The 26,292-nt window shown below is 49.0% G+C and carries 21 protein-coding genes; 12 read left to right on the forward strand and 9 right to left on the reverse strand.

Going from position 1 to position 26,292, the window contains the following annotated elements; genetic code table 11:
* Window positions 1–14: 14 nt before the first annotated feature.
* Window positions 15–923 (reverse strand): DmsE family decaheme c-type cytochrome, encoded by a 909-nt coding sequence (locus KU855_RS11685; protein ID WP_256261001.1) that lies wholly within the window; start codon window positions 921–923, stop codon window positions 15–17.
* A 441-nt stretch (window positions 924–1,364) separates the two neighbouring features.
* Entirely contained in the window at window positions 1,365–2,321 is a 957-nt protein-coding gene (locus KU855_RS11690) for a LysR family transcriptional regulator (protein ID WP_218530468.1), read from the reverse strand.
* 270 nt (window positions 2,322–2,591) lie between these two features.
* Here KU855_RS11690 and menD point away from each other — a divergent pair, with 270 nt between their 5' ends.
* Genes menD through menE form a run of 4 tightly spaced genes read left to right on the forward strand, consistent with a single transcriptional unit; the run spans window position 2,592 to window position 7,501 of the window.
* Window positions 2,592–4,307 (forward strand): 2-succinyl-5-enolpyruvyl-6-hydroxy-3-cyclohexene-1-carboxylic-acid synthase, encoded by a 1,716-nt coding sequence (gene menD, locus KU855_RS11695; protein ID WP_218530469.1) that lies wholly within the window; start codon window positions 2,592–2,594, stop codon window positions 4,305–4,307.
* Window positions 4,301–5,089: a 2-succinyl-6-hydroxy-2,4-cyclohexadiene-1-carboxylate synthase gene (gene menH / locus KU855_RS11700; protein WP_218530470.1), complete on the forward strand. Its 789-nt coding sequence runs from the start codon at window positions 4,301–4,303 to the stop codon at window positions 5,087–5,089. Before menD ends, menH begins: the two co-directional genes overlap by 7 nt.
* A 4-nt stretch (window positions 5,090–5,093) precedes the next feature.
* Window positions 5,094–6,143: an o-succinylbenzoate synthase gene (menC, locus tag KU855_RS11705; protein ID WP_218530471.1), complete on the forward strand. Its 1,050-nt coding sequence runs from the start codon at window positions 5,094–5,096 to the stop codon at window positions 6,141–6,143.
* On the forward strand, window positions 6,140–7,501 hold the full coding sequence (menE, locus tag KU855_RS11710) for an o-succinylbenzoate--CoA ligase (protein WP_218530472.1): 1,362 nt from the start codon (window positions 6,140–6,142) through the stop codon (window positions 7,499–7,501). Before menC ends, menE begins: the two co-directional genes overlap by 4 nt.
* Before the next feature lie 67 nt (window positions 7,502–7,568).
* Here menE and rpoH read toward each other — a convergent pair whose 3' ends face one another.
* The 4 genes from rpoH to ftsY form a co-directional block, all read right to left on the reverse strand.
* Window positions 7,569–8,429 carry an RNA polymerase sigma factor RpoH gene (gene rpoH / locus KU855_RS11715; protein ID WP_218530473.1) on the reverse strand — a complete coding sequence of 287 codons (861 nt, stop codon included), beginning with the start codon at window positions 8,427–8,429 and terminating at the stop codon, window positions 7,569–7,571.
* Between the two features lie 208 nt (window positions 8,430–8,637).
* Window positions 8,638–9,603, reverse strand: a complete 966-nt coding sequence (ftsX, locus tag KU855_RS11720) for a permease-like cell division protein FtsX (RefSeq protein ID WP_218530474.1) — start codon at window positions 9,601–9,603, stop codon at window positions 8,638–8,640.
* An 18-nt stretch (window positions 9,604–9,621) separates the two neighbouring features.
* Complete coding sequence (ftsE, locus tag KU855_RS11725) at window positions 9,622–10,296, reverse strand: cell division ATP-binding protein FtsE (RefSeq protein ID WP_218530475.1); 675 nt, start codon at window positions 10,294–10,296, stop codon at window positions 9,622–9,624.
* A 9-nt stretch (window positions 10,297–10,305) separates the two neighbouring features.
* Entirely contained in the window at window positions 10,306–11,946 is a 1,641-nt protein-coding gene (ftsY, locus tag KU855_RS11730) for a signal recognition particle-docking protein FtsY (RefSeq protein ID WP_218530476.1), read from the reverse strand.
* A 238-nt stretch (window positions 11,947–12,184) separates the two neighbouring features.
* Here ftsY and rsmD point away from each other — a divergent pair, with 238 nt between their 5' ends.
* Together rsmD and KU855_RS11740 are read left to right on the forward strand one after the other, a co-directional pair.
* Window positions 12,185–12,847: a 16S rRNA (guanine(966)-N(2))-methyltransferase RsmD gene (gene rsmD / locus KU855_RS11735; RefSeq protein WP_218530477.1), complete on the forward strand. Its 663-nt coding sequence runs from the start codon at window positions 12,185–12,187 to the stop codon at window positions 12,845–12,847.
* 3 nt (window positions 12,848–12,850) lie between these two features.
* The gene (locus KU855_RS11740; RefSeq protein ID WP_218530478.1) at window positions 12,851–13,117 is read left to right on the forward strand and encodes a DUF1145 domain-containing protein; all 267 of its coding nucleotides are present in this window, start codon (window positions 12,851–12,853) and stop codon (window positions 13,115–13,117) included.
* Window positions 13,118–13,184: 67 nt separating this feature from the next.
* On the opposite strand, the gene KU855_RS11745 is transcribed toward KU855_RS11740, so the two are convergent.
* Window positions 13,185–13,748 (reverse strand): NapC/NirT family cytochrome c, encoded by a 564-nt coding sequence (locus tag KU855_RS11745; protein ID WP_218530479.1) that lies wholly within the window; start codon window positions 13,746–13,748, stop codon window positions 13,185–13,187.
* 464 nt (window positions 13,749–14,212) lie between these two features.
* On the opposite strand from KU855_RS11745, the gene KU855_RS11750 reads away from it, so the two are divergent.
* The 5 genes from KU855_RS11750 to KU855_RS11770 all read left to right on the forward strand — a co-directional run bounded on the left by KU855_RS11750 (window position 14,213) and on the right by KU855_RS11770 (window position 21,098).
* Window positions 14,213–14,563 carry a hypothetical protein gene (locus KU855_RS11750; RefSeq protein ID WP_218530480.1) on the forward strand — a complete coding sequence of 117 codons (351 nt, stop codon included), beginning with the start codon at window positions 14,213–14,215 and terminating at the stop codon, window positions 14,561–14,563.
* 123 nt (window positions 14,564–14,686) lie between these two features.
* Window positions 14,687–15,334, forward strand: coding sequence for a heavy metal-binding domain-containing protein (locus KU855_RS11755; RefSeq protein ID WP_218530481.1), 648 nt, complete (start codon window positions 14,687–14,689; stop codon window positions 15,332–15,334).
* Window positions 15,335–15,360: 26 nt separating this feature from the next.
* Entirely contained in the window at window positions 15,361–16,824 is a 1,464-nt protein-coding gene (locus KU855_RS11760) for an efflux RND transporter periplasmic adaptor subunit (RefSeq protein ID WP_218530482.1), read from the forward strand.
* A gap of 10 nt (window positions 16,825–16,834) precedes the next feature.
* Complete coding sequence (locus KU855_RS11765; RefSeq protein WP_218530483.1) at window positions 16,835–19,972, forward strand: efflux RND transporter permease subunit; 3,138 nt, start codon at window positions 16,835–16,837, stop codon at window positions 19,970–19,972.
* Window positions 19,973–20,090: 118 nt separating this feature from the next.
* On the forward strand, window positions 20,091–21,098 hold the full coding sequence (locus KU855_RS11770; RefSeq protein ID WP_218530484.1) for a ribonuclease T: 1,008 nt from the start codon (window positions 20,091–20,093) through the stop codon (window positions 21,096–21,098).
* Here KU855_RS11770 and KU855_RS11775 read toward each other — a convergent pair.
* Both KU855_RS11775 and adiA read right to left on the reverse strand, forming a co-directional pair.
* A complete protein-coding gene (locus KU855_RS11775; protein ID WP_371316357.1) occupies window positions 21,092–21,910 on the reverse strand; it encodes a VOC family protein in 819 nt (272 codons plus the stop codon). The genes KU855_RS11770 and KU855_RS11775 overlap by 7 nt on opposite strands.
* A 91-nt stretch (window positions 21,911–22,001) precedes the next feature.
* Entirely contained in the window at window positions 22,002–24,293 is a 2,292-nt protein-coding gene (adiA, locus tag KU855_RS11780; RefSeq protein WP_218530485.1) for an arginine decarboxylase, read from the reverse strand.
* Between the two features lie 525 nt (window positions 24,294–24,818).
* Here adiA and potE point away from each other — a divergent pair.
* On the forward strand, window positions 24,819–26,144 hold the full coding sequence (gene potE, locus KU855_RS11785) for a putrescine-ornithine antiporter (protein ID WP_218530486.1): 1,326 nt from the start codon (window positions 24,819–24,821) through the stop codon (window positions 26,142–26,144).
* Window positions 26,145–26,292: the final 148 nt, after the last annotated feature.

Genomic DNA, 26,292 nt, shown 5'->3' on the forward strand with positions numbered 1-26,292 from the left:
TTTCGCACTCCTTGTTAGCGGCCAAACAGGCTGCCGCCCGGATGGTTGGAACCGTGGATTTGGTTGTGACAATTCAAACAGCTCTTGCCACCACCGAAGGAACTCATGCCATCTTGTGGTACCACACGGGAGGCGTGACCATCGTCGGCATGACACTGTTGGCACAGTTGCGGTACGCGCTTATTGAGCAAGTCTTCATTAACACTGCCGTGCGCGTTGTGACAGTTGGCACAATTTTCGGTCACCGGCGCATGCTCAAATAAAAATGGACCGCGCTTGTCGGCATGACACTCAAAACAGGTATCGTTGAGGCTAGGTTTGACCAAGGCGCTTTCGGTCATGCTGCCATGGGGGTTGTGACAGTCGGTGCAGGTCATTTGATCCCACTTGAGCGGATGCGATGAGCGCTTGTGCATGTCAGCTTTAGCTTGGGTATGGCAACTAACGCAGGTGTCATTGACCTTGAGTCGATCTAAGGCTGGATCCTCTGCGGCATGCACTTGATGACAATCAGCGCAGGCGATGTCTTCTAAGTTGTGGGTGCTGTTGTGCCATGACATTTGTTTAGGATCGTTATGGCAGCCTAAACACACACTATTTTGACTGGCGACTGGCAGCTTAGAGTCTGCACCAAACGCAATCATCGGCTCTTTACCGCCACGATTGTGTTTACCCATAGGGCCATGACACGATTCGCACTGCAAACCTGCCATCGGTGATTTCGACGAGTTAATGTCGCCGTGTACACCACTAAAAATGTCCATGACTTTATCATTGCGTTTATGACACATCAGGCAAGAATCTGCGCCTTTAGGGGAGTATTTACCCTCACTAAATTTTTGTGTCAGTTGCTGTTCCAGTTGTTCTCCACTGAGGTCATCCCAGGGGGTTGCCTGAACGCAAAAAGCGCTGGTGATTACCATCGCTAACAGTGCGTTAAGGTGTAGAGTTAAGCCCTTGCTTATTCGCTGCATCATTCTCTGGCCTTTCAATATTTTTTATGTACCCGCGAGTAGAAGTACTTAGTACTCCTTGTTGGGTATTTTAAAATACGAATATTCGAGAATAGGGGTTGTTATTTTCCGTAGATGAAAATCTGGGATCTTGTCAACAATTAGCCTCAATATAGGGGGTGGCTCACACAATATCCGCCATTAATCCTCGCAATTGAATTACAGTAAATCATTGAAAAGTAAAAATTTAAATAACACACATGTAAAGAAGTAGTTAACATCGTTCAGTCAATGTAAATACTGAGGTTAACGGTACTTAGTCGCTGTGCAGCTGAGAAAGGATACCCACTTCAAAGTTTTGCAAATATTCATAATTGGTTAGCCTAAAGACTAACCAATTATGAATATAAATTACTCGCAAATTTGCTTAGCTAAGTAGTCTTTAATCGCCGAAACTAAGAGTGGAGGAATTTTATCTTGGCGGTCTTGACGACAAATACAACTGTATTTCGCCGCGGGCATGACGTGGTGCAAGCGCGCAAACTCAAGCTTTGATAAGGGCGCCATTTTAATCCCTGGAAATTTCGCCATAAACTCGGCCGCGCAACGCGCCCCCAATAATGCCGTACTCTCTCCATCAATAATGGCTTCAGCCAAGGTTGCCAAGCTGGCGCCACGCTGACTGACCACCAAGGGGAAACCTAACTCTTTAGCACAAGCTTCCATCGGATCGAGGAGATCGTTAAAGCCCGGGGTTTGTGTCACTAAGTATGGGTAATTCGCTATGTTCTCAATGGTTTGGTCGGTTTCCCAAATGGGGTGTTGCTCATTGGCAACCAAGAATACCACCTCATTTTGCGCAATATAATCCGCTTCAACCATGCTGACGCCTTGCTTTGAGCAGTCGCTGGTGCGGGTGCAATCTCGGCTTGTAATCGCTAAACAAACATTGCCTTTGATGACGTCCTCACAAATCGCTCGGCGACTTGGCTTTATCACTATGGTGATATTGGGGTAATTTAACGCTATGGTTCGCTGCAGATACTCAGGCAAGCCCACCGAGAATAGGGCCGGCACGGCAATCACGCATTCATGCACTTGCACTTGGCGCCGATTGAGCTCAATCAACTGATCTGTTAACTGGGTCATTTGCTTAATCAAGGGGTAGAGCTGATGGGCTCTTTCCGTTGGCAAAAAGCCGGCTTTTTTTCGAATAAATAAGGTATCGGCATAGATGTCTCGTAGTACCGCCAAATACCGACTGACCTTGGATTGAGATATTTGATACATCTCAGACACCAAGCGCGCGCTCCCAGTTTCATAAATAGACGTAAACACAAACAATGCTCGCAACTCTTGATCTAACATGTCAGCTATTCCCATTATTTTTTTGCGAGAGTATAGGTCGCAAACCCTGCAGCCATTGTGATAAGCAGCTTGGTTTTGACATGAAATTGACGTTTTTATAATTTTAAATATCTAAAATCCAGCCGACACTTTTTTGTCACCCAAAAAACCGAAACCGGCGCCGTATCGTAGGCGTAACCTCGCGTTTCAGGTTACACTCTGGGTTTTGATTATCTAAGGTAAATCTCAGATAATTGGCCTTTTGTTCTCGCGATTCAGGATTGTCACGCCATGCAAATTCAACACACAGCCGAACTCAACCTGTTATGGGGCTCAATGATCCTCGACGAGCTTGCTCGGCTTGGCGTCAAGCATGTGTGTATGGCGCCGGGCTCACGGTCAACCCCGTTAACATTGGCCGCGGCCAACCAAGATAAGCTAAAACAGCATCTGCACTTTGATGAACGTGGTCTCGGTTTTTTAGCCTTAGGCTTAGCCAAAGCCAGTCGGGCGCCCGTCGCTATCATCACCACCTCAGGCACCGCCGTCGCCAACTTATACCCCGCCATCGTCGAAGCATGGTTAACTCAAGTGCCTTTGATTGTACTGTCAGGCGACAGACCCCCTGAATTATTAGACTGCGGCGCCAATCAAGCCATAGTGCAAGCCGGCATTTTCGCGGGCTATGCCCGGCCAATAAACCTGCCAACCCCAGATTGGCAAATTCCGCCGCACGCGTTATTGACCCAAATCGATGAGGCGGTCAGCAACCTACAACAGCCCTTGCACATCAACTGCATGTATCGCGAACCCTTGTACCCAAAGGAAGTCAGCACCCAAGTCGTTGGTGACTATCTCCAAGGGGTAAGCGCTTGGCATCACTCATCTCAGCCCTATTGCCAACACCCTAGCTGGCAGGCCAACGCCCTGCCGAGTGCCCAGCAAATCGCCGAATTCAGTCACGCCAAAGGGGTGATCGTGGCTGGCACCTTAAGTCCACAGCAGCAGCCGCAACAACTACTGGCACTGGCAAAACAGCTAGGTTGGCCCTTGTTGGTGGATGCCCAAAGTCAATTACGTCAAGACCATGACACTGTGCATCACATTGATCAGTTATTACAGCACCCCCAAGCTAGCGCCCTGCTGCAACAGGCTGAACATGTATTGGTGTTTGGTGGCCGCTTATTGTCAAAACGCTTAATTCAATATTTAGCCGAACAACCATGGCATGCCTATTGGCAAGTGCTGCCGACTCAGCAACGGCTCGATCCCAGCCATCAGTCGAAATTAGTACTGCACTGTTCATTGACGAGTCTATGCCAACAAGGTTGGGGACCCTCTCCCCATAACAATTGGGCCGCGGCGCTGGAGACTTACCAGCAACAGCTAGAGCAGCGATTGCTTGAGCATATCGACCAAGGGGAATTCGGCGAAGCCCAAGTCGTACGCCATTTCAGTGCTCATGGAGACTTAAACCAACTCTTCATTGGTAACAGTTTACCGGTGCGTTTATTTGATATGTATGCCCGTTGTCGCGACACCCCTTTGCCTGTCTATACCAATCGTGGTGCCTCAGGTATCGATGGCTTACTGGCGACGGCCTGCGGCATTGCGATGGCGAGCCCAGGCATCACCGGCTTGCTGATCGGTGATTTATCTCAATTGCACGATCTCAATTCAATGGCGTTAGCCAAGCAGGTATCCGAGCCGTTAGTGATAGTGATCCTGAATAATGACGGCGGAAATATCTTTAATCTTTTACCTGTTCCTAACGAGGCATTACGCCAGCAGTATTATCGTTTGAGTCACGGCTTGAGCTTTGCCGGGGTGAGCCAGATGTTTAGCCTGCCATACCACAAAGTTCTTGATCTTAATGCCTTTACCCACGCACTCGCTCAAGCGCAACTGCACCCTGGGGCGTCGGTGATTGAAGTGTTTGTGGCACCAGAACAAGCCAGTAACCAAATTGCCGCCCTTGGCCAGCTTATTCGGCATAGCCCATGCTAATCTCAGATAGCCTGCATTGGCAGTGCCATGGGGATAAATCGTTGCCGCCTTTGGTATTGCTGCACGGATTTCTAGGCAGTGCCGCAGATTGGCAAGACTATGTTGGCTACCTCAGTCACCAATGCTATTGCATTTGTATCGACTTACCCGGGCATGGGGGCAGCCGCGCGGTCTCGCTCCCAACCCCAGGGTTGATGCCCTGCGCCGAACTGATTTTGACCCTGTTAGCGCAATTGGGAATTGAACGTTTCCATTTGCAAGGTTACTCACTTGGTGGGCGCGTCGCCTTGCACATCGCCAAGCGCGCCCCGCATGCGCTTCTGTCTTTGCACTTAGAATCTTGCCATCCCGGCCTATTGAGCGCAGATGAGCGCGCAACCCGACTGGCGGCGGATCACCTATGGGCGCAGCAATTATTGAGTCAGCCGTTAGCCGATTTTTTAGCGGCTTGGTACCAGCAAGCGGTATTTACTGATTTATCCACTGCCCAGCGCCAAGCATTAATAGCCAAGCGGAGTCAGAATGACGCCGCGGCCCTACACCATTGTTATTGCAGCACCTCGCTTGGGCTACAGCAAAATATGCGAGCAGTGCCCGCCTCGCTCGACTGTCACTTTTATGCCGGTAGTGATGACGCCAAGTTTCTCGCCTTAGCTCAGCAATGGCAACAATCGGCGGGCCCGACATGTCACCTCATTAGCCATGCTGGTCACAATATTCACCAGGCCGCGCCCCGCGCACTGGCTCACAAGGTACTCACTCATATTTATCAAGGAAGCTAATTCGATGACGCTGGAATATATTGGCTTATTTCGTTACCAAATTGCATTACACCCCAGTTTGCCCGTGGCGAGCCAGCGCATCGATCAGCGCCAGGGATTGGTGTTACACCTCGCCACGGCCACGGCCTCTACGTCGGTAGAGATAGCCCCATTATCGGGCCTCGATGAACAGCAGCAGCCTCTTAGCGGCTTTAGCCGAGAGACTCTGGCCGAGGTAGAAGAGCAGCTCCAGCAACTATTGCCCACGCTATTACATCAAGCAACCGATAACTTATTGGACAAGGTTGGCGGTCAATATCCTAGCCTAGATTATGGCTTGAGTCTCGCGCATGCCAAGCTCAGCGGCCTACTGCAACCCGCCAGAATCGCCCCCGAAAGCATCGGCTTATTCTATGGTTTACCCGACGAGAGCGACGCTGATGTCCAAGAAAGATTGACCCAATTCTTGGCGCACTATTCAGGGCACTTTCTCAAAATTAAGGTCGGCCATCGCCCTTGGCCACAAGATTTAGCATTAATTTATCAAGTGCTGGCGCGACGGCCGCATCTGCGCTTACGACTGGATGCTAATCAGCAATATTCGCTGGCAGATGCCATCGACTTTTGCGCCAGCTTGCCCCATGGCAGTATCGATTATATTGAAGAACCTTGCGCTCACCCCATCGATAGCCAAACCGTCTATCAAGCCACGGGCATTGGTTTTGCTTTGGATGAAACCCTATGCCAACCCAATTACCACTATCAAGCATACGCTGGGCTAAGCGCGCTGGTATTAAAACCTATGCTGATTGGCGATCTGGCGCGGTTGCAGACTATGATTAACAGCGCGGCACAAGATGGTGTGCGCTGCGTCCTCAGCTCTGCGCTGGAGTCATCTTTGGGGATCCATGATTTAATTGACCTCAGTGCCCAATTAACGCCAGATGACGCGCCAGGGGTCGACACATTAAGGCCATTTAGCCATGACTTACTGGTCGCTAGCGCCGCTAAGCCTTGCTTAACGCTCGCCGATCTTACGCCAGTACTCACCTTGGGCCAACGGGTAACCCTATGATCTCACCCTTGCACCACACCGCCGAGCAACACCCTAATTTACTGGCTGTCAGTAGCGCCGATCTTAACCTGAGCTATCGGCAACTCAGTGCGCGGGTGCTCGCCCTCGGGCACTCATTGCGACAGATGGGCTTAGGGCCGGGCAGTCGCTTAGCGGTGATTAGCCACAACAGTCTCGAAATGATGATGTTATATTGGGCCTGCATTGATGAGTCCATTTTATTTGTGCCGATTTCGCCACGATTCCCACTGGCACAAGCAAATCAATTATTAGGGCGTTTAGGCATAGATCATCTCTATAGCCAACAGCCGTTGCCCGGCATTGAGGCCAGTCTAATCGCGCCAGAGTTTAGTGGCCAACTGGCGATGCCGGCGCCCAATATTGATGAAAATAAACCGGCCAATATTATCTTTACCTCTGGCTCCAGTGGCAGCCCCAAGGCCGCCGTCCACAGCTTAGCGAATCATATTCACAGCGCCCAAGGGGCGGTGCACATGATCCCGTTGAATGCCGGCGACTGCTGGGGGTTATCTCTGCCACTGTTTCATATCGGAGGCTTGGCTATCATTAATCGCTGCGCTCTGGCTGGCGCCTGCGTGCAGTTAATTGACCCACAACACAGCTTAGCTAGCCAAATTGCACAGGTAACGCACCTGTCGCTTGTCCCCACCCAATTACAGCGCTTGCTCGAGCAGCAATGCCAACTAAGCAGCCTAAAAGCCGTATTACTCGGTGGTGGCTCAGTGTCAAAGTCACTCCAAACTGAGCTAGTTGCGCGCCAACTCAATGCCTATTGTAGCTATGGCATGACCGAAATGAGCTCGCAAATTTGTACCGGCGTGGCCAATACTCAAGGCTTGTCGGGGCGCTTGCTGCCTCAGCGGCAATTAACGATCCGTGAGGGCGTGATCTGGGTGAAAGGGCCAACCTTGTGCTTGGGGTATTTAACTGCCCAAGGAATAGCACTGCCAGTCGATCAACACGGCTGGTTTTGCACCGCCGATTGCGGTCATTGGAGCGAGGATGGTCAACTGCAGATAACAGGTCGGGTCGACAATATGTTTATTTGTGGCGGTGAGAATGTCCATCCAGAAGAGATTGAAGCCCAGTTAACCGCGCTGGCTGAAATTGAGGCGGCCATCGTATTTGCCGAGCCCGATGTCGAGTTTGGCCATTTACCCGCCGCCATTATTCGTTGGGCGAGCGCTACACGCCTGAGCCCCAATGAGCTGGATGCTAAGCTAACCGCTAATATCGCCCGATTTAAACGGCCACGCCATTATTATGAGTGGCCGACAACGGTGCAACAAACAGGCATTAAGGTCAATCGCCAACAAGTGATCGCCGCGATCAAATAAGCGCTAACAACCACAAAAAAAGCCTGCTGATGCAGGCTTTTCATTAGGTGTCACACCAAGATGGCGCTTAAATCGACATTTGCAGTTTTAGCTTATTCATGGCGTTTTTCTCAAGCTGGCGAATTCGCTCTGCCGACACTTGATATTCTGCCGCTAACTCTTGCAGGGTGATCTTGTTGTCTTCATCTAACCAGCGCGCTTGTAAAATATGCTGGCTCCGTTCATCCAAGGTTTTAATCGCCGCCAATAAACGCGATTGGGCATCGTTTTCCCAATTGTCGTTTTCCACTTGCGCAGCGATGTCAGAAGAGTGATCTTCTAAGAAATGCACTGGGGCATAATCTTGTTCATCATCATTATCGCTGGCTAAATCAAAGGCGGGATCTTGGGCCGCCATCCGCGACTCCATCTCGGTCACATCAGACTTACTGACACCAAGATTTTCTGCCACCATGCTCACTTCTTCATCGCTAAACCAACCTAAACGGGTTTTGGCTTTACGCAAATTGAAGAATAACTTACGTTGCGCTTTGGTGGTGGCAACTTTCACAATTCGCCAGTTTTTCAACACGTATTCATGGATTTCGGCTTTAATCCAATGCACAGCAAACGACACCAAGCGTACACCGACATCGGGATCGAAACGCTTCACGGCCTTCATCAGACCTATGTTGCCCTCTTGAATAAGATCGGCTTGGGGTAAACCGTAACCGGCATAGCCACGAGCAACATGCACCACAAAACGCAAATGCGACATAATCAGCTGCTTAGCCGCTTGGAGATCACCCGTTTGTTGCAGACGCTTAGCCAGCTCATATTCAGTTTCAGCATCCAGCATTGCAGTGCTGTTAACTGAGTGAACATAAGCCTCAAGACTGCCACTATTCAGGGGAACCATTAGCGCCATAGAGGAAGATTTCATTGTCATTCACGCTCCTAAAACTTAAATAAACCATAGACTAACGAGGTTTATATGGGGTGGTTATCACTCAAGATTGAGCGACAACCTGACGAACTATCGGATATCCGACGCTCGCTGTCAACCCAATGGCACAATTGCATGCGAAAGGTTGAACAAGAATAGCTGCCTATTGTGCCCCATTTCTTATCTCAAACAAGTGAACAAAAGTTCACCGTTAGGTCGGTTCGATATTGCGTAAATGCTGGCGTACGGAAAAATATGAACCCAACCAGCCCAGAAAAGAGGCCAACATCATTAATTGCAGCAACTCAGTAAACGACAAGGTTTGCATCTCTAGGCTCGATTGATAAAGGCCAAGCAATTCTGCCAGTGCAGAATCCAAGTACAGCACCAAAATATTAATAATCAACCACGCCAAGATGCCGCCAATCACCCCATACCAAATGCCGGTATATAAGAAGGGGCGCTGAATAAAGGCTTCGGTAGCGCCCACCAGCTTCATCACCTCGATTTCGGCACGACGCGCCATGATGGCTAAGCGAATGGTATTGCCTATCACCAAGACTACCGCCAGCACTAATAATGCCGCAATCGCCAATACGGTTTTCTGCAGTAGGTTAACCACGGCTTGCAAGCGTTCGAGCCACTCGATATCTAACCGGCCAAAACTGACTTCAGGCTCTTGTTGAAGCTTATCTAACAACTCGCGCGCACCAGCGGCACTGGAGTACATATGACTTGGAGTCACTAAGACCACCGCCGGCAGCGGATTGCTGTCGAGGTAATCGAGCGCCTCGCCAAAGCCCGACATGAGTTTGAACTCTTCTAAGGCTTGGGCGCGGCTAATGTAACGGAGCTCGCTGACTTCGGGGTAGACTTGGATCCGAGTCATTAAATTCTGGATGGATTGCTCACTGCGACCTTCATCAATAAACAATGAGATCTCGGCCGCGCTGCCCCAGGACTCAGTGACGGTTTCGGCATTCTTCACCAATACCTGCAATGCCGCCGGTAAACTTAAGCTCACCCCCAACACCGCCATGGTCATTAGTGATGACACTGGGTTACGCCACAATTCCCCTAAACTCGCCATCGCTTGCTGAATATGGCGCACAAAAAACATGATAATGCGGCCGCTAATGGGTAATTTACTGCGACTCAATGACACCTGTGAAGACATGCAACATCCCGTTGTTAATTAGGCCTGTGAAAGCTCTTGAGCACCTAACATCTGCCCCTGTTTTAAGGTTAAGGTCCGGTATTTCATCCGTGCAATTAAGCCTAAATCGTGGGTCGCAATCAATACGCTCGTCCCGGCAGCATTAAAGGTCTCAAATAAACGCAAGATATCCATGGATAATTTAGGATCCAAGTTACCGGTGGGCTCATCAGCCAACAACAAAGGTGGCTTATTGACAATCGCCCGAGCGATCCCCACTCGTTGCTGTTCGCCGCCTGATAACATCACCGGATTATGCTTATCTTTACCATAAAGGCCGACCATATCGAGCGCACCATCGACACGCTTACGGATCTCGCCAATGGAGAATCCTTCAATCACCAGTGGCAGGGCGACATTATCAAACACGCTTCTATCCATCAGTAGGTGATGGTTCTGGAAGATCATGCCGATATCCCGACGCAGATAGGGAACATCACCACGCTTAATACCGGCAATATCATGGCCATTAATCATCACGCGGCCGGCACTGGCGCGTTCAATCACAGAGATCAATTTAAGCAAGGTACTTTTGCCGGCACCACTGTGGCCAGTCAAGAAGGCCATTTCACCTTTTTTAAGATGAAAACTGACATCATTCAATGCTTTATGGCCGCCAGAATAGACCTTAGTTACCTGCTCAAATCGTATCATGCTTGGTCCTTAAGCCTTGTCACCGTCTTGGTTGAATAAAGCTTCAATAAAATCGTTGGCATTAAACTGACGCAGATCATCTATCTGCTCACCCACACCAATGTAGCGGATAGGAATACCAAATTTGTCGGCAATCGCAAAAATAACGCCGCCTTTGGCCGTGCCATCGAGCTTAGTAATGCTGATGCCGGTGACACCAACAGCGTCTTGGAACAGTTGCGCCTGACTAATCGCATTTTGACCCGTGCTCGCATCTAAGGTCAGCATAATTTCATGGGGAGCCTCGATGTCGAGCTTTTTCATCACTCGCACCACCTTCTTCAGCTCCTCCATCAAGTGACTCTTATTCTGCAAGCGACCGGCCGTATCGGCAATCAGTACATCCACTTTGCGCGCTTTTGCCGCTTGTAACGCATCGAACAACACCGACGCGCTATCGGCGCCAGTATGCTGGGCGATCACTGGAATATTGTTACGTTGACCCCACACTTGCAACTGTTCAACTGCCGCGGCTCTAAACGTATCTCCCGCTGCCAGCATTACAGATTTACCTTCATTTTGATACTGCTTTGCTAACTTGCCAATCGTGGTGGTTTTACCCACACCATTGACGCCGACCATTAAGATCACAAATGGCCCCTCGGCATTTTCTGGGACTAACGGAATAGCGACAGGCTCAATGGTGTTGTGCAACTCTTTGCGAAGTAACTCATACAAGGCTTCTGCATCTTTAAGCTGCTTGCGGCTCGCATGGTCGGTGAGGTTATTGATCAGTTTAGTGGTGGTTTCAACACCCACATCGGCAATCAATAATTGTTCTTCAAGTTCTTCAAACAGATCGTCATCGATCTTTTTACCGCGAAATAAGCCAATAAAACCGCTACCAATATTTTCACTGGTGCGCATCAAACCACGCTTTAAGCGCGCAAATAAGCCTTCTTTAGCGGGCTTTTGCTGAGGTTCGGGTTGACTGTCTTTTGCAGCTACTTCTGCAGCCAATTGCGCGGCAGCAGCTTCGGCTTCTAGTTTGGCAGCTTCTTCTGCAGCCAATTGCGCGGCAGCAGCTTCGGCTTCTAGTATGGCGGCTTCTTCTGCAGCCAATTGCGCGGCAGTAGCTTCAGCTTCTAGTTTGGCGGCTTCTTCTGCAGCCAATTGCGCGGCAGTAGCCTCGGCTTCTAGTTTGGCGGCTTCTTCTGCAGCCAATTGCGCGGCAGCAGCTTCGGCTTCTAGTTTGGCGGCTTCTTCTGCAGCCAATTGCGCGGCAGCAGCCTCGGCGGCTTGCTTGGCAGTCTCTTCTGCTAATTTTGCGGCAGCAGCTTCAACTTCTAATTTGGCAGCTTCTTCTGCAGCCAATTGCGCGGCAGCAGCCTCGGCGGCTTGCTTGGCAGTCTCTTCTGCTAATTTTGCGGCAGCAGCTTCAACTTCTAATTTGGCAGCTTCTTCTGCAGCTAACTGTGCCGCAGCGGCCTCGGCTTCTAGTTTGGCAGCGTCTTTCTTGGCAGTCTCTTCTGCGGCAAATTGTGCGGCTTCGGCTTGTGCTTGCGCCTCAGCTGCGGCTTGCGCCTTTAATTGAGCTTCTGCCTCAGCAGCTAACGCCTCGTCCTGAGACTTGTCTTTGCGGAACCAGGAAAAAAAACCTTTCTTAGCCATAAATGCTACCGACACCTGTAATTGATTATGTGGCTGACCAAATCAGCCATTGAATTTGAGTTCTATTGGCACGCCTGCAACGGCATGCCTGGATTCATATTTAGTCTGACTGAGTGCAATTGTGCGCATCCGCTTAAGCGAAAGACTCCCCCGACACAGCCAACTTAAGGTAAAATCACTGTATTAAAGGTGGCATAGTCTACCACTTTCTTTCTTCAGGCAAAATCACAGGGGCTCTATGGCCAAGAACAGATCTGCGAGCAAAGGCACATCCATACCAAAAAGTGCCAGCAGCAAGCAACCAGGCGGTAGCGGACAAGTGCGGATCATCGCGGGTCAGTGGCGTTCGCGCAAGCTTCCGATCCAAGATTTGGCGGGGTTGAGGCCAACCACGGATAGAGTCCGCGAAACCTTATTTAACTGGTTGGCGGCCGAATTGACCGATAGCCGAGTGCTCGATTGTTTTGGTGGCAGTGGCGCCTTGGCGCTGGAAGCACTATCGCGTTACGCATCCTATGCTCGGGTGTTTGAGTTACAGGCTCAGGCGGCGAAGCAATTACAGGCTAATCTTGTCACCTTAAAATGCCAGCAGGCGGATGTTATCCACGGGGATAGTTTACAACTCCTTAAGCAGGCACCGCAGATGACGGCCGGCAAAAATGATCCGAGCCCAGCGTTAGGCTTCGATATTGTGTTTATTGACCCCCCATTTCGCCAAGGACTTGCCGCAGCTTGCATCGAGCGATTACAGCAAGCATCGTGGCTCAATGATCAAGCGTTGGTATATTTAGAAACCGAGTCTGAGTTAACCTCGCTGGCCTTACCTTCTAGTTGGCAAGAGCTTAAACATAAGCAAGCTGGACAAGTTAGCTATCGCCTCTTTCGTGTCACCGAGGAGTAGCGGATGTCAGCAGCCATCAACCTCGGCAAACTGGTCACATTAATCGGATGGGCCGTGATGATAGCCAATGCCCTGCATCCTTTCGCCGGCATGATTGGCGTCGTGCTTCTCGGTTTGTTAATGGCCACCGCCGCGATGCATCTAGCCCAAGTGGCCATTCTGCATTTCAGCCTAGGGTCACGGCTATCTTTAAGCCTAGCCGATTATGGCCAAGTCCTTGTGTTTGGCGCGTTTGCCCTGTTGCAATATCACCGCAAACTCCAGCAATAAGCCTGCCTGACATTAGCCATAAAAAAACCCGCTCGCAGTGGGTTTTTTTTATGCACTAGTCTCAACGTTATCCTTTTGGATAAGGGTGAGCTACGCCTTTGTGACAATCGATACAGGTCTTTCTGTCTTCTGGCGCTTTCTTGAAGTTCATCTCATGCATTCTAACTGCCATCTTCTTCATGCTAGGCGCTGGATCTTCATAAATGCGGTTATGACAGTTTTGACAAGTAGAAGAATCGATAGAACGTAAGTAATCACGCGTCAGTTCTGCTTGTTGCTTACGATTGGTTTCCAACCACTCTTGGGTTTCAAAACCATCAATGGTTAAGTAACCAATGATGTCTTTTGATACCACAATCTTCTTCGTCAGATAAGCAAACGGCTCTTGGGGGATGTGACATTGCTGACACTGAACCACGATACCGGCACTATTGTCGCCATGGGGTGACGCCAGTACTTCATCTTGTAATGAATGGCCTGCGTGACAAGTCATACAGAACGCATCTGTACTAGTTGCATGCAGTGTTTGTTGGGTGGCAAAAAAGCCAACAGCGCCAATCACAATACCGACCACTAATAAGGCAAGGATTGAGTATTTTGCGCTAGGTTTTAATAATGCACGCAAGTTCATCACCGGTCTCCAATGTTAGGATTTTAATTATCTATATTTCTATTTTATGTTCATTTAACTTTAAGAAGTTTGATTCCGAACCAAAAATCGCACAATTAGATAACTAAAATCGTAAAAATGGGATCGTCATCTCACTAAGCTGCTCATTTGTTTCTGAATTCACAACCTTGCCGGTTATTTTTCACACAATAACGCGACCACCATGGAATAACAACTGGCGAGCCCAAGGTTTTGCTAAAGAGTTGCGCTTATCTATTGCTGCAAATTATGGCGGCATTGGCCCATGACCCAATAATCCGTGACTGATGGTGCAACCTTCTCGCCTTATCGCTGTCTATAAAAATTGCGACGCTTTTGTGAGATGTCTCGCCTCAAATTGTTTTACTTATGTTAGACTTGCAAGGAATTCATTAGGAGTCATCATTTTGGTTGCATCACGTCATACATTATTGATCTTGATAACTATGCTAGCGCTGTTAGTGCAAAGCATGGCGTTCAATGGTCAGGTAATGGCGATGCCTGCCGATGCTGCTATGGATTATAGTCAATCCCTTGAAGCCCATTGCCCAAGCATGGCGATTAGTGACTCTTGTTGTCCTAATGATGCCAGTCACTTGGAAAATCAATCCTGTTGCGATGGCGTCGATACCTGCATATCCGATTGTAATCACTGCCTCAGTATCTCTGTCGCAGGCACCTTATTGGATGTACATGTATGGCCCACCTCCAGAGCCGGCTCAGGGAAGTTGACGACCATTATCCCCTCACTCCACTCGCTAGCACTGCCCACTGAACTTAGACCTCCTATAGTCTGAGTCCTGCTAGGTTTGCTTTACGCAAACAAGATTACCCTAATAAAAAAATTCAGCCCACGCCTGTAGACACACCTCAATCGGTGTCATGGCGAAATGCGGCTACCTCATAGATGGAGCTTTACTATGTTATCAGTTGCCAAAGTTGTATTGCTGGCGTTTTTCTTTGCCGTTTCCTTGCCGTCTGCAGTTGCTGCCGAGCACCCTCACTCGACTCAACATCAGTCATATGACTGCCCGATGCACCCTGAAGTCACCGGGGTAAAAGGCGATAGTTGTCCTAAATGCGGCATGGACTTAGAGCCGGCGGCTAAAAGTAGTAAGTCTGCTTGCCCAAACAAGAAAAACTGCGATAAATGCCCGCAAGCTAAGCACGGTCACCATGGCGCGGCATACGACTGCCCAATGCACCCCGAAGTCACTGGCACTAAAGGCGATAGCGGCCCTAAATGCGGCATGGACTTAGAGCCTGCCGCTAAGAGCGGCAAGTCTGCTTGCCCAAGCAAGAAAAATTGCGACAAATGCCCGCAAGCTAAGCACGGTCACCATGGCGCGGCATACGACTGCCCAATGCACCCCGAAGTCACTGGCACTAAAGGCGATAGCTGCCCCAAATGCGGCATGGACTTAGAACCCGTCAAGGCGGCAACCCACTATGACTGCCCGATGCACCCAGAAGTCACTGGCACCAAAGGCGATAGCTGCCCCAAATGCGGCATGGATCTAGAGCCGCAGCAGTCGACTAAGTCGCATAAACATCAGCATCACGGTTAATGCTCTGGGCGGAGTGAGGAATTACCATGAAAAAATTAAACGCAAGCACCACACAATTATTACTCGGTTTGGGCCTGAGTGCCGGCATTGGCTTGGCGGCTCCTAGTGCGCTGGCCGTGGCGCAATCCCCTGCCACTGAACAAGTCAGCATCACGGCTCACGAAAATCATCAAGGCCATTATTATTGCCCTATGCATCCGCAGGAAACCAGCGATCAACCTGGACGCTGCCCAATTTGTAAGATGTTTTTAGTCAAGGATGAGGAAGAAGAGGCCAGTGCAGAACATCAACACTCGTCGACGCCTGCAAGCCAAGCTGCCACAATGCTGGCCCCGATTCAGGAACTCAAACCCTTAACCAGCAACAATCAAGCTAAGGTCAAATATGTGTGCCCGATGCACCCGCATATTATCAGTGATGATCAAGGCAGTTGTCCGATTTGCGGTATGGACTTAGAACCGATCAACATGGCTAGCAATGCCAGCGACATTGAAGTGAATGTGTCCGGCAATATGCAGCAAGCTCTGGCCATCAGGGTCGCGCCAGCAACGCGCGGAACCTTGTGGAAATATGTGCGTACCGTCGGCTCGGTTGATTATGACGAAAGCCAAATTGAGCATATTCATCCACGCGTCAGTGGCTGGGTGGAAAAGCTCAACATTGAGGCGGCAGGCGATCATATCAGCAAAGGTGAGCTGCTATATGAGCTCTACTCCCCTGAGCTCATTAATGCGCAAAACGATTACCTGTTGGCAATGGAAACCTTAGGCCAAAATAGTAACAATAAAAACTATCAGCAGCTGGTACGAAACGCTGGCATGCGCCTGGAGCTACTCGGGCTCACCAGCGCGCAAATTAAACGCTTAGCCAGCACCAAGGAAACTCAGTTTAGAGTCCCATTTTACGCCAAAAAAGAAGGGGTGGTTAAGGCGCTAAATATTCGCGATGGCATGTATATACAACCTCAAACCGAAATCATCTCATTAGTGGATCTCTCTAAGGTGTGGGTCATAGCCGATGTCTTTGAAAACGAACAATCTTGGCTGGCATTGGGCCAAGAAGCCGAAGTCAGTATCCCAGCGCTCAACATCAGTGATATTAAGGGGCGCGTCGACTATATCTACCCTGAATTAGATCCCGTAACTCGCAGCCTCAGAGTCAGGATTGAGCTCGATAACCTCGACACGGAATTACGGCCTAAAACGCTGGCCAATGTCGCCTTCTTTGGCGGCGCCAAACGCGAGGCGCTCTATGTGCCAAGCGAAGCATTGATCCAAACCGGTAAACACAATCGCGTCATCGTCAAACTCGATGACAATAGCTTTGTGGCTAAAGATGTCACCCTCGGCATGCAGACGCAGGGCAAGAGCGAGATTATTTCAGGCCTCAACGATGGTGACATGGTGGTGACCTCAGGACAGTTCTTATTGGATTCAGAAGCCAGCTTAAAAGGCAGTATCTTGCGCTTAAGCCAAGGTCATCAGCACTAGGAGCGTCATTATGCTAGAGAAAATCATCCACGCCTGCTTACGCCAGCGATTGATGGTGCTGATTGTGGCTATCATGATCACTGTGTTTGGCATAGATCAGTTACGAAAAACTCCATTAGATGCCTTGCCGGATCTCTCGGATGTTCAAGTGATTATTAAAACCAGCTACCCAGGCCAAGCGCCCCAACTGGTGGAAGATCAGGTGACGTATCCGTTATCGAGTGCCATGTTGGCTGTGCCTGGTGCCAAAACCGTGCGTGGTTATTCGTTTTTTGGCGACTCCTATGTTTATGTGATCTTTGAAGATGGCACCGACATTTACTGGGCGCGATCGCGCGTATTAGAGTACTTAAGTCAAGTCAGTAATCGCTTACCCAATGGCGTGCAGCCCACACTCGGCCCCGATGCCTCTGGTGTTGGCTGGATCTATGAATACGCCTTGGTTGACCGCTCTGGAGCGCTCGATTTGTCGCAACTGAAATCCTTGCAAGACTGGTATATGAAACTGGAACTGCAAAGTGTGCAAGGGGTGTCAGAAGTCGCCACCGTCGGCGGCATGGAGCAGACTTATCAGGTGGTGTTGCAACCAGAAAAATTAGCGGTATATCAACTCGATATTTCTAGCATTAAGCAAGCCATTGATAAGGCGAACAGCGAGGTCGGCGGCTCGGTGGTGGAAATGGCGGAAGCCGAATATATGGTCAGAGCTCAAGGCTATCGCCAGAGTATCGATGATTTTGCCAATATTCCCCTCGGTAAAGCCAGCCCAAGCGGTACCCCATTATTGCTCAAAGATGTGGCCAATATTCGCAAAGGCCCAGCCTCACGCCGCGGTATTGCCGAGCTCGACGGTGAAGGCGAAGTCGTGGGTGGCATTATCGTCATGCGCTATGGCGAGAATGCGCTAGCCACCATAGAAGCAGTCAAAGCCAAATTAGCCCAGCTCAAATCTGGACTGCCCGAGGGCGTTGACATCGTTCCCACTTATGATCGTTCGGGACTGATCCTCAACTCAGTCGATAACTTATTCAATAAGGTCATCGAAGAGATGTTGGTGGTGGGCTTAGTGTGTCTGCTGTTTTTACTGCATGCACGCTCAACCTTAGTCGCGGTGATCACCCTGCCGCTGGCCATATTAATCGCGTTTGTGGTGATGAATGCCATGGGCGTCAACGCCAATATCATGAGTCTTGGTGGCATTGCCATTGCGATTGGTGCGGTGGTCGATGGTGCGATTGTGATGATTGAGAATATGCACAAGCATCTCGAACAGTTTGAACAACAGCACCAAAGACGCCCAAACCCAACTGAGCATTGGCAGTTAGTGACCGAAGCCTCGATTGAAGTGGGGCCAGCCTTATTTTTCTCATTATTAATTATTACCTTAAGCTTTTTACCTGTCTTTACTCTTGAGGCTCAAGAAGGTCGTCTTTTCGCGCCACTGGCCTACACCAAAACCTTTGCCATGGCTGCGGCAGCCATTTTATCGATTACCTTAGTGCCGGTGTTAATGGGCTACTTTATTCGCGGTAAAATTCCGAGCGAGCGTAGCAATCCGATAAGCCGCGGGCTGATTGCCTTGTATCGCCCAGCGTTAAGTGCCGTGCTTAACTTCCCCAAGACCACCTTGGTCGTCGCTGTTGTGGCCCTGCTTAGCGCCGCCTACCCTTTATCCCATATGGGCAAAGAGTTTATGCCTGAGCTTGAAGAAGGCGATTTGCTGTATATGCCAACCACACTGCCGGGGATTAGTGCCGGTAAAGCGGCCGAAATTTTACAGCAAACCGACCGACTGATTAAGACGGTGCCGGAAGTGGCTAGGGTGTTTGGTAAAGTCGGTCGCGCCGAAACAGCCACCGACCCAGCCCCATTAACCATGCTAGAAACCACCATTATGCTCAAGCCCAAAGAGCAATGGCGCGCAGGCATTGAACTGGCCGATATCATTGAACAATTGCAAGCGACGGTCAAAGTACCGGGGATGACCAATGCCTGGGTGCAGCCGATTAAGACCCGCATTGATATGTTATCGACCGGGATTAAGACACCAGTTGGTATTAAGATCACTGGCGCTGATGTTAGCACCTTGCAAAATATCGGCGCCGATATTGAAGCGATTCTAAGTCAAGTCCCTGGCACCCAATCGGCGTATGCCGAACGTGTGAGCGGCGGCCGCTATCTTGATATTAGCCCGAAACTCGAGGTCGCAGCGCGCTATGGCATGACCTTAACCGATATTCAGGACGTGGTGCGTTATGCCATCGGCGGCATGAAAATTGGCGAATCCATTCAAGGGGCCGAGCGTTATCCTATTAACCTGAGATACCCGCGAGAATTGCGCGATAACCTCCAAAAACTCCAAGATCTGCCCGTGGTCACTAAGAGCGGACATTATCTGCCGCTTGGCAATTTAGCCGACATTAGTATCAGCGATGGCGCCCCTATGCTCAAAAGCGAGAACGGACGCTTAATTTCTTGGGTATTTGTTGATATCAAAGGGGTGTCGATTGGAGAGTACATTGACAATGCCAAGCTGGCGCTCGATAGCCAACTTGAAGTTCCTCCGCGCTATAGTTATGCATTTGCTGGCCAATATGAATACATGCAGCGTGTGGACGCCAAGCTCAAGCAAGTGGTCCCCATGACGTTAGCGGTAATCTTTATTCTATTAATGATGACCTTCGGCTCGAGCGTGCAAGCCAGCATGATTATGTTGAGTTTGCCATTGGCTTTAGTCGGCAGCAGTTGGTTATTATACTTATTGGACTTCAACATGTCAGTTGCCGTCGCGGTAGGTATGATAGCCCTCGCGGGGGTGGCCGCCGAGTTTGGGGTGGTGATGTTGGTGTACTTAAATAATGCCATCAAGCAACAACAAGCCTCGGGTCATTATCACACAGTCAATGATCTCAAAGCGGCACTGATGGAAGGCGCGGTGATGCGTATTCGCCCTAAAGCGATGACGGTAGCCACCATCTTTTTCGGCTTGTTGCCGATTATGTGGGGCGCCGGCAGCGGTAATGAAGTCATGCAAAAAATCGCCGCGCCCATGGTCGGTGGCATGGTCACCGCCCCCCTACTATCTCTCTTTGTGCTGCCGGCCTTGTATCTGTTGATCTACGGCCGTAAATTAACCCAATCCACTTAACAACACCGACAGTCGGGGGCCTAGCCCCCGCTTTTTTATGGGCTGATTTTGCCTTGATGCCAAGCAATGCTAAGCTGGCGTATCCCTAACAATAGCCACGGTTTTTATCTCAATCATCATGAGTGCTCTTCGCTTCCCTTTGATAGTCTTATGGTTACTTACCGCGCCAATGGCGGCGAGTGCTGCACCGCTGCAAGCTCAGTTTATGGCGACTGACGCCTGCCCCTTGTTTCAATCAAAGAATAAACAAACCAATCCAGGTGAGCATTACACTCAGGTGGGACAAGAGTATGCGGTGATTGAATTTTTAGGCAATCGTGACAACCCCAGCTGGTATAGATTACGCACCGCGGCATCACAGTCACCGCAACGCTGGGTCAAGGCCAGTTGTGGCAAGATAAGTGGCCAGCCCACACACATTAGCCCCCAAAAAAATGACGCTCACTCCTGCTCGACTGCTGAGCAATATGATTCACATCGATTAGCCTTAAGTTGGCAAAACGCCTTTTGCCAACTTAAGGGCCGCAAAAAAGCCGAGTGCAAAGCCATGCTCTTTGATGCCAGCTTGCCGGCGCATCGGGAGTTTAGCCTGCATGGTCTTTGGCCCAATAAACAAGGCTGTGGCATTAACTACGGCTATTGCGGTTCGGTAGCGACTAAGCCAAAAAGTTTTTGTGATTATCCCGCCCTACACTTGTCAGCGCCCACTCGCCAGCAGTTAGAAGCATTAATGCCCAGCGCTCAGTTTGGTACATGTTTACAACGCCATGAATACTGGAAGCATGGCAGCTGTACCGATGACGGCGCCGAGGGCTATTTTGCGCAGGCCATCCGTTTAACCCAGGCAGTCAACGATTCCCACTTAGTGCGCCAGACACTTAGCGACCATCTGGGTAAGACCATGAGTCGCAAGCAGTTTATGCAGGCATTTATGGAGGATTTTGGCAGCACTGCCGCCAATAAAGTGAGCCTACAGTGTCAAGGTGGCATGCTGGTAGAAATACTTATCAGCCTGCCAAAAGCGTTGGATAATGGATCATTATCAAGCTTACTGTCGCAGGCAGATCCCATTAACCCCGGATCCTGCCCAGCCCAATTTACTATCGATGATCCTGGTTATCACTGATCCTTATCGGCGGCGTCTGCGTTTGTCGCTTCTAATGCGATAATCGAAAAGGTGGCACCTTGGGGATCGTTGATCACGCTAAAACGGCCAACATTGGCAATATCGGTCGGCGGCACACATGTCTTGGCACCGAGCGATAAAGCCAAATTTGCACTATCATCGCAATCAGCCACTTGAAAATATAGCATCCAGTGACTGGGCATATCGCCCCAGTCACTGGTCATTTCTAATATGCCAGCCACCGGGGTTTCTGCCACCGAGCATTCTCGGTAATCCATACCATTGATAGGCAAAGTTCGGCACTGCCAGCCGAGCACTTGCTGATAAAAATGCTGACAACTATCGGCATCCTGACACGCTAATTCGACCCAGCATAAATGATGGTTACCCCCGCCAAAGGGAGCGCCTTGGTGTTCATTGGCTTGCCATAAGCAAAATACCGCCCCTTCAGGATCGGCTACCTGCGCCATAAAACCCGCCTGCCCGACCTGATGCGGACCGAGCCGCACTTCGCCGCCGGCCGCTTGCACCGCCATTAAGCTGGCATGGATATCATTAACGGCAAAATATATGCACCAGCCCAACATTGGGCTGCAGGGATCATCTTCGACGGGGTAAAGGGCGCCGATATCGACATCCTCGAGCGAGATCATAGTGTAGGCGCCTTCAGGCAGCGGCATATCTGCCATTTTCCAGCCCATGAACGCTTGATAAAATTGTTTAGCTTCGGCCCAGTCTTGAGCGGCAAGCTCACTCCAACAAGGCATGCCTTGATGAATATCTTTACTGTCCATATTGGTATTCTCAGTCACGACTCAAATAGTAAGTAAAGCCATGAATAGCCATTTTCGCCAACCCCAAAAAAAAAAGCCGCCGCAGCGACCTTTTTCCGTCATTATCTCATTACTGCTTAATACACATCACATGATAAATACCGTTTTCGACTTCAGTCCCTTCCGTTTCATGCTCAAAGCCTGGGAACTCTTTATCCCACACCTCTAAACTCTTCAGATAATTGATCTGAGGGCTGGTTTCATCACCAAAGTTTTCACCTGACATCAGCATAGGGATCCCAGGTGGATAAGGGATCACTGCGTTAGCCGAGATACGACCGACCAATTCATTCGATGGCACCATCTCCACATTGTTAGCCACAATGGCTTGGAATGCTGCTCTGGGTGTCATCATGGCTTCTGGCAGGTTAGAGTAGGCTGCATTGAGCTTTTCTGAGGGGTTATGCTGCTTGAGGTAAGCGAACATCTTATCCCCTAAATCCTTCAGCCCCATATCCCCATAAACCGCAGGGTGACCATTGGCAAGATCTGGTAACACTTCGTTTAACGGGGTATTGGCATCATAGTGCTTCTTGAATGACAACAAGGTGTTGACCAGCGTCGCCCATTTGCCTTTAGTAATCCCCATGGAGAACAAGAACATGACTTGGAAGTCGGTCGTACGAGTAGGCACAATACCAAAGCGACCGAGATACTGAGTCACTAGTGCGGCAGGCACACCACTGCCCAGTAACTGGCCATCATCACCCATGCCAGGAGACAAGATAGACACCTTAATGGGATCTAACATACACCAATCCTCTGGCATATCTGCAAATCCATGCCACTGATCTTGTGGATGCATGATCCAGCAATCTTGGTTGGTCACCAAGAGTTCCGCAGGGGCATCTTCAAAAGCGTAGCTCTGTGCTGTGGCAGGGTCGACAACGACTTCGGCATTCCATGGTTTGAAGAACCAATCATTATCGCTTTGGTATTCCTTGTGTAGCTTAGCCATGGCCTGACGGAAATCGACGGCTTCACGAATAACTTCCGTCGTCAACGATACCCCGCGATTACCTTCCATTTGCGAGACGGCAATATCATTGGAAGCGCTAATTGCATACAGAGGCGATGTGGTCGCATGCATCATATAAGACTGATTAAATCTCTGATGATCAATGGCATTTTTACCATTGCGCACATGTAACCATGAGGCTTGAGACAAGGCATTTAACAACTTGTGAGTCGAGTGAGTCGCAAACACGGTTGGGCCCTGATAGTCGGCTTCAGGCTCACCGCGCATCGCAAAATGGTCAGCATAAATGGGGTTGAAACGGGCATAACCAAACCACGCTTCATCAAAGTGGATCCGGTCGCAACTGTCGGCCAAAATATCTTGAGCACGTTTAGCGTTGTAGCATAAACCGTCATAAGTACAGTTGGTTAATACTGAATATACTGGTTTTTGCTCAGCAAAATCTTTGGTTAACTCACTGTGCTTAGCGTTACTTTTTAAGGCGGCGGCGGTCATTTGGCTTGGGAAGATGGGGCCAATGATGCCATAACGATTGCGAGTAGGAACCATATACACAGGTCGTGCACCGGTTAACATGATGCCTTGCTCAATCGACTTATGGCAATTACGGTCCACAATCACCAAATCATCCTCGTTCATACAGGCTTGCATGATAGTACGGTTAGAGCCAGACGTACCTGTCACTAACGAATAAGAGCGATCGGCACCAAACACACGAGCCGCATACTTTTCACTGTCGCCAAATGAACCGGTATGATCAAGCAACGAGCCTAAATTTCCACGCTCAATCCCCATATCCGTACGGAACAGCCCTTCACCGTAGTAACTATAAAAACGCTGACCTGCGGGAGTTTTGGTAAAGCCAACTCCCCCTTGGTGACCAGGAGCCGCCCATGAATATTCATGAACATCGTCGTACTTCATTAACGCCGACATTAATGGTGGCAACTGGCGTTCACGATAGCGCTGCATGGCAGCTAATGCCCGACCTGCAATAAAATCAGCGGTGTCTTCCAAGATCCAAGCAAATTCATCGACCCGTGACATCAGTTCACGGTTAACCGTTAAGGTGATTTTTTTACGCTCAGCTAATAGGAACACTGGCACACTTTCTTGGCGGCGCTTTAGCTTTTCAATCAAAGTAAAGAAACGCGTATTTTCTTCGGCCTGAGAACCGCTCATGATCGATGTCAGCATTAAACAATCGACGGCAGTGTTGGCATTTAAAATCGAATAACAATCATCATAACTCGTGGCAATAATAACATCGGCGCCACTATTTTTTAATTCTTCAACTAACCGAGAAATAGCGTGACCAACCACGCCTTCTTTTGGCGATTCCTCTAAAATTAAGCTGGTATATTTTTTGCCGTAACCACTCATATAACGCTCCGACGTAATGATACTAATTAAAATATATATTGGATTTTTAAATATGAATAAACACAGAAATGATAATTGACTAACTAATCACTACCAGTAAATATTTAGTCGATTATCCGTTCGTAATATGGCTACAATCTAGGGCAAATTGATATTTTAAACAAATATTTTTAAATCCATTAATTTCAACAACTTAAGTTGAGGCGGATATTTTCAGCTTTTAAATATCAATGAGTTACACAACAGTTTCCTGATAATTAACCATGGTTAATTAATATATCTCAGCGTTAAAAAATAATATTTATTATGGTGCCATGACCATAAGATTAACATGCCTTAATATCCTGTGTTTTTTATTGATAGCCAACATGAATTCCAGTCAAATACAGCCACTATTTATCTATAGCCAATATTTTCTATTCATGCAGAGTGATGACTAGCCACAATAAATAACGCACTTTGCTCACCGATTATTTTCATCATGATTTTATATTTTATTATTTCGTATGACTTGGGAGAAACGTTATGGCGTCAGAGTCAAATAAAATGGGCCTAATAGGCCTGACAACCATAGTAACGGTTAATATGATGGGGTCAGGGATTATTATGCTTCCGGCAAGTTTGGCACAAACTGGGGGGATCTCATTGCTCTCTTGGTTAGTCACGGCCGTAGGCGCTATGTGTATTGCTTATGCATTTGCCAAATGCGGTATGTACTGCAATAAAGATGGTGGCATGTCAGCATACTCTGCCGAAGCCCATGGTAAGTCGTCATTCTTTATCGCCTCTTACACTTATTATGTCTGCTTAGTGATAAGCGCAGTTGCCATTGCCGTCTCCGCGGTAGGTTACCTTGAACCCTTTATCCCATGGTTAAAAACAGGTCCAATTCACACCTTTATCGGTGTCATTACGATCCTAATGATCACCATGTTTGCCAACTTTAAGGGACCTAAAATCACCGGCCAAATCTCTACCTTCACCGTGTGGGGGATTATTTTGCCTGTGGTTGGCTTATCTATCTTTGGCTGGTTCTGGTTCGATCCTAGCGTCTTTTCTGCCGCATGGAATCCCCATCATTTAGGCACTGGTGATGCAATCTCTTCAGGTATCGCATTAACCTTATGGGCTTTCTTGGGGATCGAGTCTGCAGGGGCTAACTCTGGCGCCGTTGACAATCCCAAGCGCAACGTGCCATTAGCTTGCTTATTGGCCACCAGCTTTACCGCCATCGTCTATATCGCGTCCACCTCGGTCATTCAAGGTATCGTGCCAAATGAGGTGTTGGCCACTTCGAATGCGCCATTTGGATTAGTGTATTCTTATATGTTTAACGACACGGTCGGTAAAATAGTGACTGGGTTGGCTGTGGTTGCTTGTATTGGTTCGCTGTTAGGCTGGCAGTTTACTAACGCTCAAGTTTCTAAAGCCGCAGCAGATATTCGCCTGTTTCCTAAAATCTTCGCCGATGTCACTAAAGATAACGCCCCCATTAAAGGGATGTTGATCATGCTGGTCTTGGAGTTAGGTTTAGCGGTAATGACTATTTCACCTAGCTTAGTGAAACAGTTTAACGTGCTCTTAAACTTAGCGGTATTCATCAATATGGTGCCTTATATCTTGTCATTGACCGCCTTGGAAATCATTTTGCGTGAAAATAAAGTGAGCCGCAGTGAATACTTCAATGCCGCCATCATTGGTACCTTAGCCGTGGTTTATAGCATGTATGGCGTCTATGCTTGTGGTCAAGATGCAGTATTTTACGGCACGCTTGTGACCTTGTTCGGTTATATCTTTTATGGATTTATTGCGGCGCGGGATAAAAACGCTGCACTGGCTGCCGCCAAATAATCCTAACTGGGATTGAATGAGCCATAAAAATGTATGGTCCGCCTCGTTATTGCAAATGATATTTCCGATAACGAGGTTGGTTTGCGCTAATGTATTCGGAGTCTTCATTAGGTGCTACCACCCGCTCCACGATGAGTTCCGCGCTAGA

Source organism: Shewanella sp. NIFS-20-20 (genome assembly GCF_019209865.1).
GTDB lineage: Bacteria > Pseudomonadota > Gammaproteobacteria > Enterobacterales > Shewanellaceae > Shewanella.

Bases quoted from the DNA above. Each gene is read 5' to 3' on its own strand.
- ftsY (WP_218530476.1), bottom strand. From the start codon at position 11,946: ATGGCTAAGAAAGGTTTTTTTTCCTGGTTCCGCAAAGACAAGTCTCAG.
- KU855_RS11745 (WP_218530479.1), bottom strand. From the start codon at position 13,748: ATGAACTTGCGTGCATTATTAAAACCTAGCGCAAAATACTCAATCCTT.
- ftsE (WP_218530475.1), bottom strand. From the start codon at position 10,296: ATGATACGATTTGAGCAGGTAACTAAGGTCTATTCTGGCGGCCATAAA.
- KU855_RS11760 (WP_218530482.1), top strand. From the start codon at position 15,361: ATGAAAAAATTAAACGCAAGCACCACACAATTATTACTCGGTTTGGGC.
- ftsX (WP_218530474.1), bottom strand. From the start codon at position 9,603: ATGTCTTCACAGGTGTCATTGAGTCGCAGTAAATTACCCATTAGCGGC.
- potE (WP_218530486.1), top strand. From the start codon at position 24,819: ATGGCGTCAGAGTCAAATAAAATGGGCCTAATAGGCCTGACAACCATA.
- menH (WP_218530470.1), top strand. From the start codon at position 4,301: ATGCTAATCTCAGATAGCCTGCATTGGCAGTGCCATGGGGATAAATCG.
- KU855_RS11765 (WP_218530483.1), top strand. From the start codon at position 16,835: ATGCTAGAGAAAATCATCCACGCCTGCTTACGCCAGCGATTGATGGTG.
- KU855_RS11740 (WP_218530478.1), top strand. From the start codon at position 12,851: ATGTCAGCAGCCATCAACCTCGGCAAACTGGTCACATTAATCGGATGG.
- KU855_RS11770 (WP_218530484.1), top strand. From the start codon at position 20,091: ATGAGTGCTCTTCGCTTCCCTTTGATAGTCTTATGGTTACTTACCGCG.
- menE (WP_218530472.1), top strand. From the start codon at position 6,140: ATGATCTCACCCTTGCACCACACCGCCGAGCAACACCCTAATTTACTG.
- KU855_RS11750 (WP_218530480.1), top strand. From the start codon at position 14,213: ATGCTAGCGCTGTTAGTGCAAAGCATGGCGTTCAATGGTCAGGTAATG.
- adiA (WP_218530485.1), bottom strand. From the start codon at position 24,293: ATGAGTGGTTACGGCAAAAAATATACCAGCTTAATTTTAGAGGAATCG.
- KU855_RS11685 (WP_256261001.1), bottom strand. From the start codon at position 923: ATGGTAATCACCAGCGCTTTTTGCGTTCAGGCAACCCCCTGGGATGAC.
- KU855_RS11755 (WP_218530481.1), top strand. From the start codon at position 14,687: ATGTTATCAGTTGCCAAAGTTGTATTGCTGGCGTTTTTCTTTGCCGTT.
- menD (WP_218530469.1), top strand. From the start codon at position 2,592: ATGCAAATTCAACACACAGCCGAACTCAACCTGTTATGGGGCTCAATG.
- KU855_RS11690 (WP_218530468.1), bottom strand. From the start codon at position 2,321: ATGTTAGATCAAGAGTTGCGAGCATTGTTTGTGTTTACGTCTATTTAT.
- rpoH (WP_218530473.1), bottom strand. From the start codon at position 8,429: ATGACAATGAAATCTTCCTCTATGGCGCTAATGGTTCCCCTGAATAGT.
- rsmD (WP_218530477.1), top strand. From the start codon at position 12,185: ATGGCCAAGAACAGATCTGCGAGCAAAGGCACATCCATACCAAAAAGT.
- menC (WP_218530471.1), top strand. From the start codon at position 5,094: ATGACGCTGGAATATATTGGCTTATTTCGTTACCAAATTGCATTACAC.